General features: G+C 72.3%; 14 protein-coding genes. 6 read left to right on the top strand and 8 right to left on the bottom strand.

Annotated elements, in window-relative coordinates:
- Positions 1–248: 248 nt before the first annotated feature.
- A complete protein-coding gene (locus IE124_RS07975; protein ID WP_189506431.1) occupies positions 249–770 on the bottom strand; it encodes a DUF4240 domain-containing protein in 522 nt (173 codons plus the stop codon).
- 110 nt (positions 771–880) lie between these two features.
- Here IE124_RS07975 and IE124_RS07970 point away from each other — a divergent pair, with 110 nt between their 5' ends.
- Positions 881–1,801, top strand: a complete 921-nt coding sequence (locus IE124_RS07970) for an SDR family oxidoreductase (RefSeq protein ID WP_189506233.1) — start codon at positions 881–883, stop codon at positions 1,799–1,801.
- A gap of 250 nt (positions 1,802–2,051) precedes the next feature.
- Here the strand turns inward: IE124_RS07970 and IE124_RS07965 are convergent, their stop codons facing one another.
- The 6 genes from IE124_RS07965 to IE124_RS07940 form a co-directional block, all read right to left on the bottom strand.
- The gene (locus IE124_RS07965) at positions 2,052–2,291 is read right to left on the bottom strand and encodes a WCX domain-containing protein (RefSeq protein WP_189506231.1); all 240 of its coding nucleotides are present in this window, start codon (positions 2,289–2,291) and stop codon (positions 2,052–2,054) included.
- 116 nt (positions 2,292–2,407) lie between these two features.
- Positions 2,408–5,113, bottom strand: a complete 2,706-nt coding sequence (aceE, locus tag IE124_RS07960) for a pyruvate dehydrogenase (acetyl-transferring), homodimeric type (RefSeq protein WP_189506229.1) — start codon at positions 5,111–5,113, stop codon at positions 2,408–2,410.
- 319 nt (positions 5,114–5,432) lie between these two features.
- Positions 5,433–6,056, bottom strand: a complete 624-nt coding sequence (locus IE124_RS07955) for a GntR family transcriptional regulator (protein ID WP_189506227.1) — start codon at positions 6,054–6,056, stop codon at positions 5,433–5,435.
- A 128-nt stretch (positions 6,057–6,184) separates the two neighbouring features.
- Positions 6,185–7,984: a 2-oxoglutarate dehydrogenase, E2 component, dihydrolipoamide succinyltransferase gene (gene sucB, locus IE124_RS07950; RefSeq protein WP_189506225.1), complete on the bottom strand. Its 1,800-nt coding sequence runs from the start codon at positions 7,982–7,984 to the stop codon at positions 6,185–6,187.
- Positions 7,985–8,047: 63 nt separating this feature from the next.
- Positions 8,048–9,436 carry a dihydrolipoyl dehydrogenase gene (gene lpdA / locus IE124_RS07945; RefSeq protein WP_189506223.1) on the bottom strand — a complete coding sequence of 463 codons (1,389 nt, stop codon included), beginning with the start codon at positions 9,434–9,436 and terminating at the stop codon, positions 8,048–8,050.
- A 299-nt stretch (positions 9,437–9,735) separates the two neighbouring features.
- Positions 9,736–11,244: a leucyl aminopeptidase gene (locus tag IE124_RS07940; RefSeq protein ID WP_189506221.1), complete on the bottom strand. Its 1,509-nt coding sequence runs from the start codon at positions 11,242–11,244 to the stop codon at positions 9,736–9,738.
- Between the two features lie 314 nt (positions 11,245–11,558).
- Here IE124_RS07940 and IE124_RS07935 point away from each other — a divergent pair, with 314 nt between their 5' ends.
- The 5 genes from IE124_RS07935 to IE124_RS07915 are packed head-to-tail and all read left to right on the top strand — an operon-like array spanning position 11,559 to position 18,163.
- Positions 11,559–13,649: an Agd3-related carbohydrate deacetylase gene (locus IE124_RS07935; protein WP_189506219.1), complete on the top strand. Its 2,091-nt coding sequence runs from the start codon at positions 11,559–11,561 to the stop codon at positions 13,647–13,649.
- A 26-nt stretch (positions 13,650–13,675) separates the two neighbouring features.
- Positions 13,676–15,232, top strand: coding sequence for a GT4 family glycosyltransferase PelF (pelF, locus tag IE124_RS07930; RefSeq protein WP_189506217.1), 1,557 nt, complete (start codon positions 13,676–13,678; stop codon positions 15,230–15,232).
- On the top strand, positions 15,229–16,719 hold the full coding sequence (locus tag IE124_RS07925; protein ID WP_189506215.1) for a hypothetical protein: 1,491 nt from the start codon (positions 15,229–15,231) through the stop codon (positions 16,717–16,719). Before pelF ends, IE124_RS07925 begins: the two co-directional genes overlap by 4 nt.
- A 14-nt stretch (positions 16,720–16,733) precedes the next feature.
- Positions 16,734–17,357, top strand: a complete 624-nt coding sequence (locus IE124_RS07920) for a spherulation-specific family 4 protein (protein ID WP_189506213.1) — start codon at positions 16,734–16,736, stop codon at positions 17,355–17,357.
- Positions 17,354–18,163, top strand: a complete 810-nt coding sequence (locus IE124_RS07915) for an endo alpha-1,4 polygalactosaminidase (protein ID WP_189506211.1) — start codon at positions 17,354–17,356, stop codon at positions 18,161–18,163. Before IE124_RS07920 ends, IE124_RS07915 begins: the two co-directional genes overlap by 4 nt.
- 42 nt (positions 18,164–18,205) lie before the next feature.
- On the opposite strand, the gene cobS is transcribed toward IE124_RS07915, so the two are convergent.
- Positions 18,206–19,012 (bottom strand): adenosylcobinamide-GDP ribazoletransferase, encoded by an 807-nt coding sequence (gene cobS, locus IE124_RS07910; RefSeq protein ID WP_189506209.1) that lies wholly within the window; start codon positions 19,010–19,012, stop codon positions 18,206–18,208.
- Positions 19,013–19,026: the final 14 nt, after the last annotated feature.

Genomic DNA, 19,026 nt, shown 5'->3' with positions numbered 1-19,026 from the left:
GCGATCCCGCAGCCGGAGCAGCTCTTCCCGGCGCTCCAGCCGCGCACGGACATGATCCTCGGCCAGGTGAACCCGCGGCTCCAGCAGGGCTGACGGACGCCGGCACCGGGAGACCGGTGGCCGGCAGTCTTCGCGGAGGCGGCACGGAGGCGGCACGGAGGCGGCACGGAAGAGCCGGCACCGGCAGAGCCGGTACGGACCCGGGGTGGGACGGCCCCCGGGTCCGTACCTCTTTCCCGTACCAGCCTCTACGCGGCCCCGAAGCGCTCCCACAGCCGGGGGAAGCGGGCCGCGAGGACGTCGTCGCTCTCCATGTCGAAGGGCGTGCCCAGCGGCTCCCCGCCCGGCATCGGAATGCCCAGGTCCGGGGTCTCGGCGCCGGTCAGCTGCTCGTACGCCTCGTCCGCCGCGAAACCGATCTCCTCGCCGTCCCCGTCGATCTCCACGTCGAAGTCGCCGAGGAGCTCCGCCAGCGCGTCCGGCTCGTGCACGGCCCCCTCGAAGACCTCCCGGCCCTGGCCGATGAGCCAGCAACGGAAGGCGTCGAAGGTCTCGTCACCCGCCCCGTCGAAGAGCACCGCCGCCGCGCCCCACAGATCCCAGAGGTACGCGCGGTTGTACCGGGCCTCGAAATGGCGGGCGTAGTCGAGCACGGAGTCGGGATCCAGCCGGGTCAGCCGTTCCACGAGCAGATCGGCCTGCTCCTCGGGGTCGCCCTCGGCGGCCTCGCGGGTGGCATCGATGATCTCCCAGAACTCCGTCTCGTCCATCACGGGACCAGCATCCTGTCTCGACGGGCGCGACGCACCCGGAATGCCCGAAGAACTCCGGAAGTGAATCCGGACAGAAGATGTCGTACTTTCCTGCCAGGCTGGTGTCCATGACGACGGAAACCACACCCCTGCGGGGACGCATCTGCCTGGTCGCCGGGGCCACCCGGGGCGCGGGACGGGCCATCGCCGTCCAGCTCGGCGCCGCCGGAGCCACCGTGTACGTCACGGGGCGCACCACCCGCGAGAAGGTCAGCGAGGTCGGCCGCACAACCGAGACCATCGAGGAGACGGCCGAACTGGTGACGGCCGCGGGCGGTGAGGGCATCGCGGTGCCGACCGACCATCTGGAGCAGGACCAGGTCCGGGCGCTCGTCGACCGGATCGACCGGGAACGGGGACGGCTCGACGTCCTCGTCAACGACGTGTGGGGCGGCGAGCACCTCCTCGTCTTCGGGAAGAAGACCTGGGAGAACGACCTGGACGACGGCCTCAGGATGCTCGAACTCGGCGTCCGGACGCACGTCATCACCTCGCACACGGCACTGCCGCTGCTCATCCGGAACCCCGGCGGACTCGTCGTCGAGCTCACGGACGGCACCACCGAGTACAACGGCACCCGCTTCCGCGAGAACCTCTTCTACGACCTCGCCAAGAACGCCCCCCTCCGGATGGCCTTCGGCCTCGCCGCCGAGCTGGAGGAGCACGGCGCCACGGCGGTCGCCCTCACCCCCGGCTGGCTCAGGTCGGAGCAGATGCTGGAGTCCTTCGGCGTCACCGAGGAGAACTGGCGCGACGCCGTCGAGAAGATCCCCGGCTTCGCCGTCGCCGAGTCCCCGGTGTACGTCGGCAGGGCCGTCGCCGCCCTCGCCGCCGACCCCGACCGCCACCGCTGGACGGGCCGGTCGCTGTCCAGCGGCCAGCTGGCGAGGGAGTACGGCTTCACCGACGCCGACGGCTCACGGCCGGACGCCTGGGGCTACATGCTCGCGGACGAGACGGGCACACCGGACGTGGCGGACTACCGCTAGGGGGTGTCGTCACATTCCCGTCTGCCCCGCGGCGCTCCCCCAGCTACCGCTGGGAGGTGCCCCCAGGCACGCACTCTCGCCGCACCGGGCGAAAGCCCACGTACGTCCAGTACGTGGGCTTCCACCCGGCACGCCGAGAGCGCGCACCAGACGCCGCGGGGCCGCCCTTAGGGCGACGACGGGAATGTGACGACACCCCCTAGGGACACGGAGTACGGGGCCGGGGGTACGTGGGCCGGTCCCTCGCCCGTCAGGCGTACAGCGTCGCCAGAGCCGCGGCCGCCGTCGTGAAGCGTGCGCGGAGGGCGGGCGGGGACAGGATCTCGGCCTCCGGACCCAGGGTGAGGAGCTGGGAGAAGGCGACCTCCTCGCTCTCCACCCGCAGCACGACCCGTACCCGGCCGTCGGCCTCCGCGGCCGGTTCGGCGGCCGTCATCGACGGACGGGACTGGAGCAGCAGGACCAGCTTGATGAGACGGGTGGCGCGCATGGACCCATCTTCGGGGCACGGCAGCCCCCAGGACAGGCCGAGGGGCCGTGCCCGTACGAGAAGTACGGGCACGGCCCCTCGGGGATGTCCTGTGGGCTGCCGGTCAGTCGGCCGGACTACAGGCCGTAGCGCTCGCGCGCCTCCTTCACGGCCGAGGCCGGGACCTCGCCGCGGCGGGCGAGCTGCGCGAGGGCCGCGACGACGATCGACTGGGCGTCGACGCCGAAGTGGCGGCGGGCCGCGTCACGGGTGTCCGAGAGGCCGAAGCCGTCCGCGCCGAGCGAGGACCAGTCCTGCTCGACCCACTGCGCGATCTGGTCCGGGACCTGGCGCATGTAGTCGGAGACCGCGAGGACCGGGGACTCGACGCCCTCCAGGGCCTTGCGGATGTACGGCACCTTCTCCTCGCCGCGCAGCAGCGCCGCGTCCGCCTCCAGGGCGTCGCGCCGCAGCTCCGTCCAGGAGGTCGCGGACCACACGTCGGCGGCCACGCCCCACTCGGCGGCGAGCAGCTTCTGCGCCTCGAAGGCCCAGTGGATCGCCGTGCCGGAGGAGAGGAGCTGGATGCGCGAGGCGTTCGCCGGCACGTCGAGACCGGCCGACTCCGCGGTGTTGAAGCGGTAGAGGCCCTTGACGATGCCCTCGTCGATGCCGGACGGCTTGGCCGGCTGCGGCATCGGCTCGTTGTAGACCGTCAGGTAGTAGAAGACGTTCTGGTCCTCGCCCTCGGCGGCCTCGCCGTACATCCGGCGCAGACCCTCCTTGACGATGACGGCGACCTCGTACGCGAACGCCGGGTCGTAGGTCAGCGCCGCCGGGTTCGTCGCCGCGATCACCGGCGAGTGGCCGTCGGCGTGCTGGAGGCCCTCACCGGTCAGCGTGGTGCGGCCGGCGGTCGCGCCGACGAGGAAGCCGCGGCCGAGCTGGTCGCCGAGCTGCCACATCTGGTCGGCGGTCCGCTGCCAGCCGAACATCGAGTAGAAGATGTAGAACGGGATCATCGCCTCGCCGTGCGTGGAGTACGCGGTGGAAGCGGCGATGAAGTCGGCCATCGAACCGGCCTCGGTGATCCCCTCGTTGAGGATCTGGCCGTTCTTGGCCTCCTTGTAGTACATCAGCTGGTCGCGGTCGACCGGCTCGTACGTCTGGCCCTTCGGCGAGTAGATGCCGAGCGACGGGAACAGTGACTCCATACCGAAGGTACGGGCCTCGTCCGGGACGATCGGGACCCAGCGCTTGCCGGTCTCCTTGTCGCGGATCAGGTCCTTGATCAGTCGCACGAAGGCCATCGTCGTCGCCATCGACTGCGAGCCGGAGCCCTTGTCGAAGGCCGTGAACGCCTTGTCGGCCGGGGCCGGCAGCGCGGGCAGCGCGTGGGTGCGGCGGGCCGGGGCCGGGCCGCCGAGCGCCGCGCGGCGCTCCTGGAGGTAGCGGACCTCGGGGGAGTCGGCGCCGGGGTGGCCGTAGGGCACCTGGCCGTCGACGAACTGCGCGTCCGAGATCGGCAGCTCCAGAAGGTCACGCATGTTCTTGAACTCGTCGGTCGTCAGCTTCTTCATCTGGTGGTTCGCGTTCTTCGACGCGAAGCCCTCACCGAGGGTGAAGCCCTTGACGGTCTGCGCGAGGATGACCGTCGGCGCGCCCTTGAACTCCAGGGCGGCCTTGTACGCGGCGTACACCTTGCGCGGCTCGTGGCCACCGCGGGAGAGGTGGAAGCACTCGAGGATCTTGTCGTCGCTCAGCAGCTGCGCCATCGCGACGAGCGCCGGGTCCTTGCCGAAGAAGTCCTGGCGGATGTAGGCGGCGTCGCGGGTCTGGTACGTCTGGACCTGCGCGTCCGGCACCTCGCGGAGGCGGCGGACGAGGGCGCCGGTGGTGTCGAGCGCGAACAGCTCGTCCCAGGCGTTGCCCCACAGCGACTTCACGACGTTCCAGCCGGCGCCGCGGAACTGGGCCTCCAGCTCCTGCACGATCTTGAAGTTGGCGCGGACCGGGCCGTCGAGGCGCTGCAGGTTGCAGTTGATGACGAAGGTGAGGTTGTCCAGACCCTCGCGGGCGGCGAGCGCGAGGGCCGCCGTCGACTCGGGCTCGTCCATCTCGCCGTCACCGAGGAAGGCCCACACGTGGGACGCGGAGACGTCCTTGATGGAACGGTTCGTCAGGTAGCGGTTGAAGCGTGCCTGGTAGATCGCGGAGAGCGGGCCGAGGCCCATGGAGACGGTGGGGAACTCCCACAGCCAGGGCAGTCGGCGCGGGTGCGGGTAAGAGGGCAGGCCGTTGCCGCCGGACTCCTGCCGGAAGTTGTCGAGGTGGGCCTCGTTCAGGCGGCCGTCGAGGAAGGCGCGGGCGTAGATGCCCGGGGAGGCGTGGCCCTGGATGAAGAGCTGGTCGCCGGAACCGTCGGCTTCCTTGCCCTGGAAGAAGTGGTTGAAGCCGGTCTCGTAGAGCCAGGCCGCCGAGGCGAAGGTGGCGATGTGGCCGCCGACGCCGTACTTCGAGCCGCGGGTGACCATCGCGGCCGCGTTCCAGCGGTTCCAGGCGGTGATCCTGCGCTCCAGCGCCTCGTCGCCGCCGGACTCGGCGATCGACGGCTCCGCGGAGGTGGGGATCGTGTTGACGTAGTCCGTCTCCAGCAGCTTGGGCAGGGCGAGGCCCGCGCCCTCGGCGTGCTGGAGCGTGCGGCGCATCAGGTAGGCGGCCCGGTGAGGGCCGGCGGCCTTGGTGACGGCGTCCAGGGAGGCCGCCCACTCGGCGGTCTCCTCGGTGTCACGGTCCGGGAGCTGGTCGAGCTCGCTCGGAATCTTGCCTACGGGATCGGTCATGATCGCCGCCTTCCGGACAGGTGGGGTGGAGAAAAGGGGGCCTTGTCTGGCAGGACAGGGCGAAGGGCCGGGTGACGGCCCGCCGAAGACTGTAAACCGGCGATCGATGATCGATCAAAGGGTTGAAGGGGAAAACCTCTTCAGATCGAGAAAGTCGGCACAGGGTGCCGCGAAGAAGGGCACCGGGTGCCTCGCAAACGACTCGATTCCGGCTAGTTCTCGCAGGTGGGAGCGGTCGTCTGAGGGGGTACTCGCACGAATGAGCGGGCCCACCCGGAGGGCGGACCCGCTCGGTTCCGGCAGCGGAACGGGGGAGGCGTCAGGCGCGCGGAGCGCAGCCCAGGACGTGGGCCTTCACGAGCGCCCCGATGTTCGGGTCGCCCCTGCGGAAGGCCTCCACGAGCTCCTGGTGCTCTTCCGCGTACGACTTCTGGACCGTGCCGAGCCAGCGGATCGACAGGGCCGTGAAGACCTCGATGCCGAGCGTCTCCCAGGTGTGCAGCAGCACGCCGTTCCCGGCGGCCTTCACCAGCTCCCGGTGGAAGGCCACCGTGTGCCGCACCTGCGCCGTGCCGTCGGCGGTCGCGTCCGCCTCGTACAGGGCCGTCACGTGCGGCTCCAGGGCCGAGCAGTCCGTCGCCAGACGGCCGGCGGCCAGCTCGGCCGCGATCTGCTCCAGACCGGCGCGTACGGGGTAGCTCTCCTCCAGGTCGGCCGCGGTCAGATTGCGGACCCGGACGCCCTTGTTGGGGGCCGACTCGATCAGGCGCAGGGACTCCAGCTCGCGCAGGGCCTCGCGGACCGGGGTCTGGCTGACCTCCAGCTCCGTCGCGATCCTGCGCTCCACGATGCGCTCTCCCGGCTTCCAGCGGCCGCTGACGATCCCCTCCACGATGTGCTCGCGGATCTGTTCGCGCAGCGAGTGGACGACGGGGACGGTCATGAAGGCTCCTCGGGGAGTGTTGACCCTTAGACAATACGGCGGCGCCCCCGTCCGGAAACACTTCCGGGCGGGGGCGCCGCAGGTGAGGCTCGTTACGTTGCCAGCGGGCAACGGGCCCTCACATGGCCTTACAGGCCGAGGTCGACCTCGAACTCGCCGGCCTCGAGGATCGCCTTGACGGCCGTCAGGTAGCGGGCGGCGTCGGCGCCGTCCACCAGACGGTGGTCGTAGGACAGGGCGACGTACGTCATGTCGCGGACCGCGATCGTCTCACCCAGGTCCGGGTGGTTGATGACGACCGGGCGGCGCACGGTGGCGCCGATGCCCAGGATGGCGACCTGGTTCGGGGGCACGATGATCGTGTCGAACAGCGCGCCGCGCGAACCGGTGTTGGAGATGGTGAAGGTCGCACCGGCGAGGTCGTCCGGCGTGATCTTGCTGGCGCGCACGGCGCCGGCCAGCTCCGCGGTCTTCTTCGAGATGCCGGCGATGTTGAGGTCGCCCGCACCCTTGATGACCGGGGTCATCAGACCCTTCTCGGAGTCCACCGCGATACCGATGTTCTCGGTGTCGAAGTAGGTGATCGTGCCCTCGTCCTCGTTGATCCGGGCGTTGATGACCGGGAAGGCCTTCAGCGCCTGGGCCGCCGCCTTGACGAAGAACGGCATCGGCGAGAGCTTGACGCCCTCACGAGCCGCGAACGCGTCCTTGGCGCGGGCGCGCAGCTTCATCAGCTTCGTGATGTCGACCTCGACGACCGAGGTCAGCTGGGCCTGGCCGTGCAGCGCCTTCATCATGTTGTCGCCGATGACCTTGCGCATGCGGGTCATCTTGACGGTCTGACCGCGCAGCGGGGAGACCGCGAGGGCCGGAGCCTTCGCGGCGGCGGCCGGAGCGGCCGGAGCGGCGACGGGGGCGGCAGCGGCCTTCTTGGCCTCGGCGGCCGCGAGGACGTCCTGCTTGCGGATGCGACCGCCGACGCCCGAGCCCTTGACGGCCGCCAGGTCGACACCGTTCTCGGTGGCGAGCTTGCGGACCAGCGGGGTCACGTACGCGCCGTCCTCGGCCGGGGCGACCGGGGTGACCAGCGCCGGGGCGATGGACGGGGCGGCCGGCGCGGCCGGGGCCGGAGCGGCCACGGGGGCGGCCGGAGCCACCGGCGCGGGAGCCGCGGCGGGGGCGGCCGGGGCCACCGGAGCCGCGGCGGGGGCGGCCGGGGCCACCGGAGCCGGGGCGGCGACGGGAGCCGCCGGGGCGGCCGGGGCCGGAGCGGCGGCCGGAGCCGGGGCGGCGGGGGCGGCCGGAGCGGCACCCGCGGCACCGATGACGGCCAGCTTGGCGCCGACCTCGGCGGACTCGTCCTCGGCGACGACGATCTCCAGGAGGACACCGGAGACCGGGGCCGGGATCTCGGTGTCGACCTTGTCCGTGGAGACCTCGAGCAGCGGCTCGTCGGCCTCGACGCTCTCGCCGACCGACTTCAACCAGCGGGTCACGGTGCCCTCGGTCACGGACTCGCCCAGCGCGGGCAGCACGACGTCCGTACCGGCGGCGCCGCCGGCCGGAGCCGCGGCGGGGGCCTCGGCGACCGGCGCCGGGGCGGCCGGGGCCTCGGCCACCGGGGCCGGGGCGGCGGCCGGAGCCGGAGCGGCCTCGGCGGCGGGAGCGGCGGCCGGGGCCGGGGCGCCCGTGCCGTCGTCGATGATGGCCAGCTCGGCGCCGACCTCGACCGTCTCGTCCTCGGCGACCTTGATGGAGGCCAGGATGCCCGAGGCGGGGGCGGGGATCTCGGTGTCGACCTTGTCGGTCGAGACCTCGAGCAGCGGCTCGTCGGCCTCGACACGCTCACCCTCGGCCTTGAGCCAGCGGGTGACGGTGCCCTCGGTGACGCTCTCGCCGAGCGCCGGCAGGGTTACGGAAACCGACATGGTTTCAGTTGCTCCTAACGAATTGCGGAAAGTGGTCGTCGCGCCCTGTGATGACGATGAGCGTCAGTCGTGGGAGTGCAGCGGCTTGCCGGCCAGGGCCAGGTGGGCCTCGCCGAGCGCCTCGTTCTGCGTCGGGTGGGCGTGGATGAGCTGCGCGACCTCGGCCGGCAGCGCCTCCCAGTTGTAGATCAGCTGCGCTTCGCCGACCTGCTCGCCCATGCGGTCACCGACCATGTGGACGCCGACCACGGCACCGTCCTTGACCTGGACGAGCTTGATCTCGCCCGCGGTCTTGAGGATCTTGCTCTTGCCGTTGCCCGCGAGGTTGTACTTCAGGGCGACGACCTTGTCCGCGCCGTAGATCTCCTTGGCCTTGGCCTCGGTGATGCCGACGGAGGCGACCTCGGGGTGGCAGTACGTCACCCGCGGCACGCCGTCGTAGTCGATCGGGACGGCCTTCAGACCGGCCAGGCGCTCCGCGACGAGGATGCCCTCGGCGAAGCCGACGTGCGCGAGCTGGAGCGTCGGGACGAGGTCGCCCACGGCCGAGATCGTCGGCACGTTGGTACGCATGTACTCGTCGACCAGGACGTAGCCGCGGTCCATCGCGACGCCCTGCTCCTCGTAGCCGAGACCGGCGGACACCGGGCCGCGGCCGATCGCGACGAGCAGCACCTCGGCCTCGAAGGTCTTGCCGTCGGCCAGGGTGACCTTGACGCCGCTGTCGGTGTACTCGGCGCTCTGGAAGAAGGTGCCGAGGTTGAACTTGATGCCGCGCTTGCGGAACGCGCGCTCAAGAAGCTTCGAGCTGTTCTCGTCCTCGACCGGGACGAGGTGCTTCAGGCCCTCGATCACCGTCACGTCGGTGCCGAAGGACTTCCACGCCGAGGCGAACTCGACGCCGATGACGCCGCCGCCCAGGATGATCGCGGACTCAGGGACCCGGTCCAGGGTCAGCGCGTGGTCCGAGGAGATGATCCGGTTGCCGTCGATCTCCAGACCGGGGAGCGACTTCGGCACGGAGCCCGTGGCGAGGAGGACGTGACGGCCCTCGACGCGACGGCCGTCGACGTCGACGGTGGTCGGGGAGGAGAGGCGACCCGTGCCCTCGATGTAGGTCACCTTGCGGGAGGCGACGAGACCCTGCAGACCCTTGTACAGGCCCGAGATCACGTCGTCCTTGTACTTGTGCACACCCTTGATGTCGATGCCCTCGAAGGAGGCCTTGACACCGAACTGCTCCGCCTCGCGCGCCTGGTCGGCGACCTCGCCGGCGTGGAGCAGGGCCTTCGTCGGGATGCAGCCGTTGTGCAGGCAGGTGCCGCCGAGCTTGTTCTTCTCGATCAGTGCGACGTCCAGGCCCAGCTGCGCTCCGCGCAGCGCCGCGGCGTAACCGCCGCTACCGCCGCCGAGGATCACTAGGTCGAAAACGGTGCTGGCGTCGTTCGCCACGTCACGTCCTCCATGCATGTGCGCTCGTCGCCGGTCTTCAGTGACCGGGCGGCGGCTGGTGTTCGGCCGCTTTATTTCGGCCCTGTGGTGGGGGCCCTGTCCTGCCGAGAACCCATCTTCGCACTTGTTGACGGATGGCGGGACGCGGGGCCGGGCTGTGAGACGGCCGATCGTCCGTACGGAGCGATCGCCGCAGCGTAGAAACCTACGGATTTCGTCGCGGGCGAACGGCCGCTCACGGGCAAGGACAGGGGCGGCCCCGGGCGCGAGACCCGGGGCCGCCCCTGTCACGGGTGTGCTCAGAGCTCGCCGGCCGCCGTCAGCTCGGCCAGCTTCACCAGGGTGCGCACCGAGGAGCCGGTGCCGCCCTTCGGGGTGTACCCGTACGGGGCGCCCTCGTGGAAGGCCGGGCCCGCGATGTCCAGGTGGGCCCAGGTGATGCCCTCGCCCACGAACTCCTGGAGGAAGAGACCGGCGACCAGGCCGCCGCCCATCCGGACGCCCATGTTCGCCATGTCGGCGGTGGGGGAGTCCATCGACTTCCGCAGGTCCGCCGGGAGCGGCATCGGCCAGGACTGCTCGCCGACCTCCTCGGCGATCTCGTGGATCGCGGTCCGGTAGTCGTCGTCGTTGGCCATGATGCCGAAGGTGCGGTCGCCCAGGGCGAGGACCATGGCGCCGGTGAGGGTCGCCACGTCGACGATCGCGTCAGGGTGCTCCTCGGAGGCCCGGGTCAGCGCGTCGGCGAGGACGAGCCGGCCCTCGGCGTCGGTGTTGAGGACCTCGACGGTCTTGCCGCTGTACATGCGCAGCACGTCACCCGGGCGGGTGGCGCTGCCGGACGGCATGTTCTCGGCGAGGGCGAGCCAGCCGGTGACGTTGACGGCGAGACCGATGCGGGATGCCGCGACGACGGCGGCGAAGACGGCGGCGGCGCCGCTCATGTCGCACTTCATCGTCTCGTTGTGGCCGGCAGGCTTCAGGGAGATGCCGCCGGAGTCGTACGTGATGCCCTTGCCGACGAGGGCGAGGGTCCGCTCCGCCTTCGGGTGGGTGTAGGCGATCCGGACCAGGCGCGGGCCGCGGACGGCGCCCTTGCCGACGCCGAGGATGCCGCCGTAGCCGCCCTTCTCGAGCGCCTTCTCGTCGAGCACCTGCACCTTGAGGCCGTGCTCCTTGCCGGCGGCCGTGACGACGGCGGCGAACGACTCGGGGTAGAGGTCGTTCGGCGGCATGTTGATCAGGTCGCGGGCGCGGTTCATCTCCTCGGCCACGGCCAGGGCGCGCTCGGCGGCGGCCTTGTACGCCTTGTCGCGCGGCTTGGCGCCGAGCAGGGCGACCTCGGCCAGCGGCTTCTTCGCGTCCTTGCCGTTCTCCTGGTACGCGGTGTAGGCGTACGCGCCGAGCAGGGCGCCCTCCGCGACGGCGGCGGCGTCCTCGGCGGAGGCGATCGGCAGCGCGAAGGCGGCCTTCTTGGAGCCGGTCAGCGTGCGGGCGGCGGTGCCGGCGGCGCGGCGCAGGGTCTCCGCGCCGAAGGACTCGCCGTCCTCGGGAGCGGCGCCCAGGCCGACGGCCAGGACGACGGGGGCCTTGAGGCCGGCGGGCGCGGGCAGCTTGATCGCCTCACCCTCGGAACCCGAGGCGCCCAGGGTCTCCAGGACGGCGGCGAGCCGCCCGTCGAAGGCCTTGTCGACGGCCTCGGCGCCCGGGGCGACGACGAGCGTCTTCCCGGACTTCGCGACGCCGACCACGAGGGCGTCGGCGCGCAGCGTCGCCGCACCGGCAGTGCTGAGAGTGAGAGCAGTCACGGTGGTGATTTCTCGCTTCCATTGAGTTCTGTGGCGGTCGAGGGATGGGCCGACCGTGCCCGCCGCATCGTATTTCGGCCCGGAGAGCGCCGAGAACGAGCCTACGCTCGCTCACCGCGTTCGCTCACGGCGGCAGTGATTCACTCATCCGTGGTGTCTCTTTCATGTTTACCGTTCAGGCTCGGAGCGCTCGTCCACACTCGCCTCAATCCCGCAAGGCGAACGCACTCGCCTTTGCACCATCTGCATCATCTCCACAGGTCCCGCCGGTCCGGCTCCGGCCCGGACGGGCCTGCCGAGGGGGGACACCACCGATGGACTCCGGCCGACTCCGCACGCCCAGAAGCGCCCGCACCACCGCGCCCCGCACCGCGCCCCGTACCGCCCGGGTGGCCGCACTCGCCGCCGCCGCCCTGCTCGCCACCGTCATGCCGTCCGCTCAGGCCGCCGCCGCGCCGGCGCCCCGCGTCGACCTGACGGTCCTCGTCGTCGACGACGGCGGCAGCGCCGTCGAGGCGATCACCGCCGAGCTGAAGGGCTCCGGCGTCCCGTACCGCAGGATCGACCTCAACGACCCGAACCGGCCCGTCCTCGACCCGGCCTTCCTCAGTGACACGCTCGACGGACGCCCCCGCGCCAAGTACCAGGGCGTCGTCCTGCCCCACGAGACCGCCTTCGGCCCGGACTCCGCCGAGCACACCGCGCTCCAGGCCTACGAGCGGACCTTCGGCATCCCGCAGGTCGACGCCTACACCTGGTCGCACCCCGGCGTCGGCCTCGACTACACCAACGAGGGCGGCTGGTCCGGCGTCCTCGACGGCACCACGGCCGGCGTCACCACCGCCGGGAAGGCGGGCCCCTTCCGGTACCTCGCCGGAGCCCTCACCTTCGAGGACAACGACCCCTCGATCGCCGAGAGCTACGGCTACGCGGGCCGTCCCCGCGCCGGCTACACCAGCTACGTCGACATCCCGGTCGACGGCGGCGGCCGGGCCAGCCTCGTCGGCGAGTACACCGCCGACGGGCGCCGCGAGCTCGTCGTCACCTTCGCCTACAACCAGTACCAGCGGCAGTTCCGCGCCCTCGCGCGCGGCATCGTCGAATGGCTCACCCAGGGCGTCCACCTCGGCCAGAGCCGCAACTACCTCTCCGTCCACGTCGACGACGTCTTCGCCCCCGACGCCCGCTGGGACTCCGCCCTCAACTGCACCCCCGGTGACTTCGACTGCGTCGACGACGACGGCGAGGGCGTCAACCCCATCCGGATGACCGCCGCCGACGCCCAGTACGCCGCCGCCTGGCAGAAGGCCTCCGGCTTCACCCTCGACATGGTCTACAACGGCGGCCAGGGCGAGCAGTGGAAGACCGAGCACGGCGGCACCGACCCGCTCACCACGCAGCTCCTCGCGGACCGCGCCCAGTACCGGTGGATCAACCACACCTACACCCACCCCTTCCTCGGCTGCGTCCAGGACAACACCACCGTCCCCTGGCAGTGCGCCAAGGACGTCTCGGGCAACACCCTCTGGGTCAGCCGCTCCGAGCTCTCCGGCCAGATCCGCAACAACCACAACTGGGCCGTCGGCAAGGGCATCTCCGTCGACCGCTCCGAACTCGTCACCGGCGAGCACTCCGGTCTGAAGACCCTGCCCCAGCAGCCCGTCGACAATCCGAACCTCGCCGGCGCCCTCGCCGACAACGGCGTGAAATGGACCGGGAGCGACAACTCCCGCGAGCCGCAGCAGCGTTCCGTCGGCACGGGCAGCGCCGCCGCGAAGACCGTGCCCCGCCACCCCATGAACGTGTACTACAACGTCGGCACCGCCGCCGAGATGACCGACGAGTACAACTGGATCTACACCTCCCGCGCCGACGGCGGCAGCGGCATCTGCGAGGACAACCCCCTCTCCACCTGCCTGCCCGCCCCGCTCCCCACCACCACGGGCTACGCCGAGCGGATCGTCCCGCAGGAGGCCCGCACGGCGCTCTCCCACGTCCTCGGCAACGACCCCCGCCCGCACTACGTCCACCAGTCCAACCTGGCCGAGGAGCGCCTCCTCTACCCCGTCCTCGACCGCGTGCTCGCCGACTACCGGGCCCTCTTCGCGCCCAGCGCACCCCTGGTGAACCCGCGTCAGAAGGACGTCGGCACCGAGCTGGGCCGCCGCGCCGCCTGGGACCAGGCCGTCGCCACCGGAAAGGTCACCGCCTACCGCATCGGCACCACGGTCACCGTCAAGGCGCCGTCCGGCCTCACCGTGCCCGTCACCGCGCCCGAGGGCACCCGCAAGCAGCTCCTGCTCGGCTCGACCGTCTTCGGCACGGGATACGCGGGCACCCGCTCGGCCTGGACCGCACCCGAACTGCTCCAGACCGCCGTCACACTCACGCTCCCGACCGCCTGACCAGCACGTCCTGGGGGGAAACGCACATGCCGAGCAGTGGCCGTCACGTCACCATGCTCACCGAAGGCACCTATCCGCACGTCCACGGCGGCGTCAGCACCTGGTGCGACCAACTCGTCCGCGGCATGCCGGAGGTCGACTTCGAGATCCTCGCCCTCACCGGCAGCGGCCGTGAACCCGTCACCTGGGAGCTGCCGCCCAACATCACCCGGCACACCGCGTTCCCCCTCTGGGGCCACCCGCAGGGGCCGGCGCGCTCCGGACTGTTCTCCGGAGCGCGCCGGCCCCTGCGGGGGCGCGAACGCCGCCGCTTCCTCGACACGTACGAACGCCTGCTCCTCGCCCTCCTCGACCCGGGCGCGGGCTGCGACTTCGGCACGAGCCTGTACGAGCTGGCCGGACTGGCCCGGCAGGGACGGCTCACGTCCTTCCTGCGCTCCGAACCGGCCCTGCGCTCCCTGATGTGGATCTGGACCATGCCGCACCTGCCGACGCTTGCGGCCCGGCCCACCGTCCACGACGCGCTCACCGCCACCGACCTGCTGGAACACGCCCTGCGCCCGCTCGCCGCCCGGATAGCCTCCGGCAGCGTGGCCCACGCCGTCTCCAGCGGCCTCGCCACGCTGCCCGCCCTCGTCGCGCAGCACTTCGAAGGGGTGCCCTTCCTGCTCACCGAACACGGCATCTACCTCCGCGAGCGCTACCTCGGCTACCGCACCGACACGCAGCGCTGGCCCGTCAAGGCCCTCATGCTCGGCTTCTACCGCGAGCTCAACACGCTCGGCTACCGCAAGGCCGACCTCATCACCCCCTGCAACCAGTACAACCGGCGCTGGGAGGAGCGCGGCGGCGCACCCGCCGACCGCATCCGCACCGTCTACAACGGCGTCGACCCGGCCCTCTTCCCGGAGGCCGGACCCGAACCCGAGACCCCCACCCTCAGCTGGTGCGGGCGGGTCGACCCCATCAAGGACCTCGAAACGCTGATCAGGGCGTACGCGATCTGCCGCGCCGAACTCCCCGAGCTGCGGCTGCGGTTGTTCGGACCGGTCCCCGCGGGGAACGAGGACTACCGCACCCGCCTGGAGAAGCTCGCCGCCGAACTGGGCGTCACCGACGGCATCACCTTCGAGGGCCGCGTCTCCGAGGTCCCGCGCGCCTACGCGGCCGGCAGCGTCGTCATGCTCTCCTCCATCAGCGAGGGCTTCCCCTTCTCCCTCATCGAGGCCATGTCCTGCGGCCGGGCCACCGTCTCCACGGACGTCGGAGGCGTACGGGAGGCCGTCGGCGACACCGGGATCGTCGTGCCGCCCCGCGAACCGGCCGTCATGGCCGCCGCCGTCACCGAACTGCTCAGGGACGGCGCCCGGCGCGCCGAACTCGGCCGCCTGGCACGGCAGCGGGTCATCGACCGGTTCACCCTGAACCGCTCGGTCGACGGCTTCCGCCAGATCTACCGCGAGCTGGCCGGCGGACGGCCCGCCGCCCCCCGCCCCCTCCCCGCCCCGAAGGCGTGGACGATCCGTATCCCCGCGCCCCGCCGCGCCCCCGCGTCCCTCGTGGCGGGAGGCACCCCGGCATGAGCGGATCCCTCTGGCTGAAACCCCCGATCACGGTCACCCCGCTGCCCGCGATCCCCCGCCCCCGCGGGGAGAAGCGGACAGCGGAGCCCATCGCGGAGGGCTCCACCGCCGACGGCTCCACCGCCGACGGCCTCGCGGTCGACGGCCTCGCGGTCGACGGCCTCGCGGTCGACCCCGTCGACGAACTCGCCGGACGCCTCGACGACTTCGTCGCTCTCGCCGTCCACCCGGACGAGATCGCCGCGCTCCTCGAGTCCGACGGCATGACCGACGACCACATCCGCCTCACCTACGGCCGCGCCGACTCCTTCGCCCTCGCCGAGGACCTCTACGCGCGCGTGGAGCGGCGCCACACCGCACCGGAGGCACCGCCCGCCGGCCCCTGGCACGGCGAACTCGCGGGCTGCCTCCTGCGCGGGCTCGTCTTCGCGCTGCCCGGCCTCGCCTACGTCCTGGCCGCGCCGCTCCTCGCCGGGGAGCACGGCCGGTTCGGCCTCCCCGGCGGAACGATCCCCCTCCTCGCCGGGGCCGTCACCGGCTGGGTGTGGAACCAGGCCCTGTCCCACCGCGCGTACACCTGGCTCGGCCTCGGCGACCGGCCCGCCGCGGCCCGCGCACTGCTCACCGGAGCTCCGGCGGGCGCCCTCGCCGGATCGGCCGTCGCCTTCGCGGTCGCCGGGCCCGGCGAGATCCCGGCGGCCCTCTTCGCCGCCGGCCAGTCGCTCTACCTCGCCGCGGCCACCGTCCTCCTGGTCCTCGGCCGCGAACGGGCCCTCCTCCTGGCCCTGCTGCCGCTCGGCGGAGCCCTCCCCGCCTTCCGCTGGGACCTGCCCGACCTCCTGCGCGGCGGGCTCCTCCTCGGCTCGCTCACCGCCGCCGTCGCGTTCGCGGCGCTCGTGCTCCGGCCCGGCGCGCGGCGCGGGGCGGCGGGCCGGGCCGGGCCCCCACGCGCGGCCTCCCTCCCGTACGGACTCTTCGGTCTCGGCAGCGGCCTGCTCGTCCTCCACGCGGGCATCGGCGACACGCTCGTGAGCGGCGCGGGGGCGGTCGTCGCGCTCACCCTCTCCATGGGACCGGCCGAGTGGCTGCTGCACCGCTTCCGGGGCGAGAGCCTGACCCGGCTGCGGACCCTCTCCACGGCCCGCGAGTTCCGCAGGGCGGTCACCGGCACCCTCGTGCTCTGCCTCGGCGGCTACCTCACCGTCCTCGTCGGCCTCACCCTCGTCGCGACCCTGGCCTGGCCCGGGGCGCCCTGGCCGACGCTCCCGCGCCTCGTCACGCTGCTGCTCATCGGGACCGTGCTCTGGCTGGGGCTGCTGCTCCAGGCTTTCGGCGCGGTGGCGAGCGCGGCGGCCGTCTGTCTGGTCGCGGCGGCGGCGCAGACCGTGGAGCCGGCGGCGGGCCTGGCGGCGACCGGGGGAGCGGCGGCGCTGCTCGCCGTCCTCACCTGTGTTCTGCTGGTTCGACCGACCGCCCACCGCGCCTAGGGGGTGTCCTGGGGATGACCGTGACACCGTCCCTCCTGGTGCCGTACTACGAGCACCCCGCCGACCGCCCCGAGGCCTGGTCGGCCCTCGTCGCCGCCGCGCCCACCCTGTACGGCGTCGTCCTCAACCCGGCGAGCGGCGCGGGCCGGGCACCCGACCCGGCCTTCGCCGAGGTGTCCGCGCGGCTGCGGGAGGCCGGTGTCCGTGTCCTCGGGTACGCGGACACCGCCTACGGCCGCCGCCCGCACGCCGAGGTCGTCACCGACCTGCTCCGGCACCGTGACTGGTACGGCGCCGACGGGAGCTTCCTCGACCAGGTGACGACCGCGCCCGGCGGCCTCGCCCACTACCGGCGGATCGCCGTCGCGGCCCGGGCCGCCGGGGCCGCGACCCTCGTCCTCAACCACGGGGCCCACCCGGACCCGGGGTACGGGGAGTTCGCCGACCTCCTCGTCACCTTCGAGGGCCCCTGGGACACGTACCGGACGCTCGACCTGCCGGTTGCCCCGCACTACTGCCACCTCGTCTACGCCGCCCCGCCCGGGGTGCGTCCCGCCACGCCGGTGCACTGCGCCGTCCCCGGCGCGGGCGCCCACCCCTGGGGCACCATGCCGCACCTCCTGGAGCCCGCCCGATGAGACGTCTGCTGCCCCTGCTCGCAGGGCTGTTGCTGCTGGCCACGGCCTGTACGACGGCCCCGGGACCGGGCCCCGGGCCGACCCCCGACCCGAAACCCTCGCCGGAGGACCGCTGGCGGCCGAAGCCCGGCCTGGCCTGGCAGTGGCAGCTCAGCGGCCGGCTCGACCCGACGGTCGACGTCCCGGTGTACGACATCGACGGCTTCGACCACCCGGCGTCCACGGTGAAGGACCTGCACGCCCGCGGCCGCAAGGTCATCTGCTACCTCTCCACCGGCGCCTGGGAGGACTTCCGCCCGGACGCCGACCGCTTCCCGAAGTCCGTCCTCGGCGCGGGCAACGGCTGGGAGGGCGAGCGCTGGCTCGACATCCGACGCACCGACGTCCTCGAACCCCTCATGGCGAAGCGGCTCGACATGTGCCGGGACAAGGGCTTCGACGCCGTCGAGCCCGACAACATGGACGGCTACCGCAACCGCACCGGCTTTCCGCTCACCGCCGCCGACCAGCTGCGCTACAACCGCCTCATCGCCCGCCTGGCCCACGACCGGGGCCTCGCGGTGGGCCTCAAGAACGACCTGGACCAGATCCCCCGGCTGCTCCCGGACTTCGACTTCGCGGTCAACGAACAGTGCGCCGAGTACGACGAGTGCGGCCGCCTGGCCCCGTTCGTGGCGGCCGGCAAGGCTGTCTTCCACGTCGAGTACGAGCTGGAAACCAGAGAGTTCTGCCCCCAGGCGCGGAAGCTGGGCCTCAGCTCGATGCTGAAGAAGTACGAGCTCGGCGTCTGGCGCAAGCCCTGTTAGGAGCCTTCGACGCCGGGGTCGCCCGGGCCCGCGGCGCTCGGCTCACCCCAGGGTCAGCGCGATCAGCGCCACCGTTGCCGCCGTCTCCTCCAGCGCGCCGAACACGTCCCCCGTCACCCCGCCGAAGCGCCGTGCGCACCGGCGGAGCAGCAGCGCCGCCGCGCACAGGGCGGCGCCGGCCGCCAGGACGTTCCGTACCGCGTCGAGCGGGGAGGAGAGCAGGCCCGCCGCCGCGCACGCCACCAGGACGAGGGCGGTCGAGAGGGTCGCGGAGCGGACCGGGACCGTCTCCGCGACGATCGCGCCGAGGCCCTCGGGGCGGGCCGCGGGGACGCCGTGGCGGGAGGCGTGGGTGAGGGCGAGGCGGGCGACGGTCGCGGCGAGGACGGCGGCGACCGTGCCGTGCGCCCAGCCCTCGTCGTACAGCCGGGTGAGGGCGGCGACCTGGGCGAGCAGGACGAGGACGATCGTGATGACGCCGAACGGCCCGATGTCCGACTGCTTCATGATGCGCAGCGCGTCCTCGGCGGGCTTGGCGCTGCCGAGTCCGTCGGCGGTGTCGGCGAGGCCGTCGAGGTGGAGGCCGCGGGTCAGCACGGCGGGGACGGCGGTGGCGGCCACGGCCGCCAGCAGCGGGCCCGACCCGAGCTGCAGGAACGTCCCGCCGAGCGCGGCGGAACAGACTCCGACGACCAGTCCGGCCACGGGGGCGCAGAGCATGCCGGCGCGCGCCGCGTCCCGGTCCCAGCGGGTGATGCGGGCGGGGAACACCGTGAGGGTGCCGAAGGCGAAACGCAGGCCGTCCATCCGGGCAGGGTAATCGCCGCCTCCGGACGGTAGATTGCGCATATCACGCAAATCGG

This window comes from Streptomyces narbonensis, assembly GCF_014649015.1.
In the GTDB taxonomy this organism is placed as follows: Bacteria; Actinomycetota; Actinomycetes; order Streptomycetales; family Streptomycetaceae; genus Streptomyces; species Streptomyces narbonensis.
The sequence above is the reverse complement of the archived record's forward strand: the minus strand, read 5'-3'. Positions and strand labels throughout refer to the sequence as shown.

Bases quoted from the DNA above. Each gene is read 5' to 3' on its own strand.
- IE124_RS07975 (WP_189506431.1), bottom strand. From the start codon at position 770: ATGGACGAGACGGAGTTCTGGGAGATCATCGATGCCACCCGCGAGGCC.
- IE124_RS07970 (WP_189506233.1), top strand. From the start codon at position 881: ATGACGACGGAAACCACACCCCTGCGGGGACGCATCTGCCTGGTCGCC.
- IE124_RS07965 (WP_189506231.1), bottom strand. From the start codon at position 2,291: ATGCGCGCCACCCGTCTCATCAAGCTGGTCCTGCTGCTCCAGTCCCGT.
- aceE (WP_189506229.1), bottom strand. From the start codon at position 5,113: ATGACCGATCCCGTAGGCAAGATTCCGAGCGAGCTCGACCAGCTCCCG.
- IE124_RS07955 (WP_189506227.1), bottom strand. From the start codon at position 6,056: ATGACCGTCCCCGTCGTCCACTCGCTGCGCGAACAGATCCGCGAGCAC.
- sucB (WP_189506225.1), bottom strand. From the start codon at position 7,984: ATGTCGGTTTCCGTAACCCTGCCGGCGCTCGGCGAGAGCGTCACCGAG.
- IE124_RS07935 (WP_189506219.1), top strand. From the start codon at position 11,559: ATGGACTCCGGCCGACTCCGCACGCCCAGAAGCGCCCGCACCACCGCG.
- pelF (WP_189506217.1), top strand. From the start codon at position 13,676: ATGCCGAGCAGTGGCCGTCACGTCACCATGCTCACCGAAGGCACCTAT.
- IE124_RS07925 (WP_189506215.1), top strand. From the start codon at position 15,229: ATGAGCGGATCCCTCTGGCTGAAACCCCCGATCACGGTCACCCCGCTG.
- IE124_RS07920 (WP_189506213.1), top strand. From the start codon at position 16,734: ATGACCGTGACACCGTCCCTCCTGGTGCCGTACTACGAGCACCCCGCC.
- IE124_RS07915 (WP_189506211.1), top strand. From the start codon at position 17,354: ATGAGACGTCTGCTGCCCCTGCTCGCAGGGCTGTTGCTGCTGGCCACG.
- cobS (WP_189506209.1), bottom strand. From the start codon at position 19,012: ATGCGCAATCTACCGTCCGGAGGCGGCGATTACCCTGCCCGGATGGAC.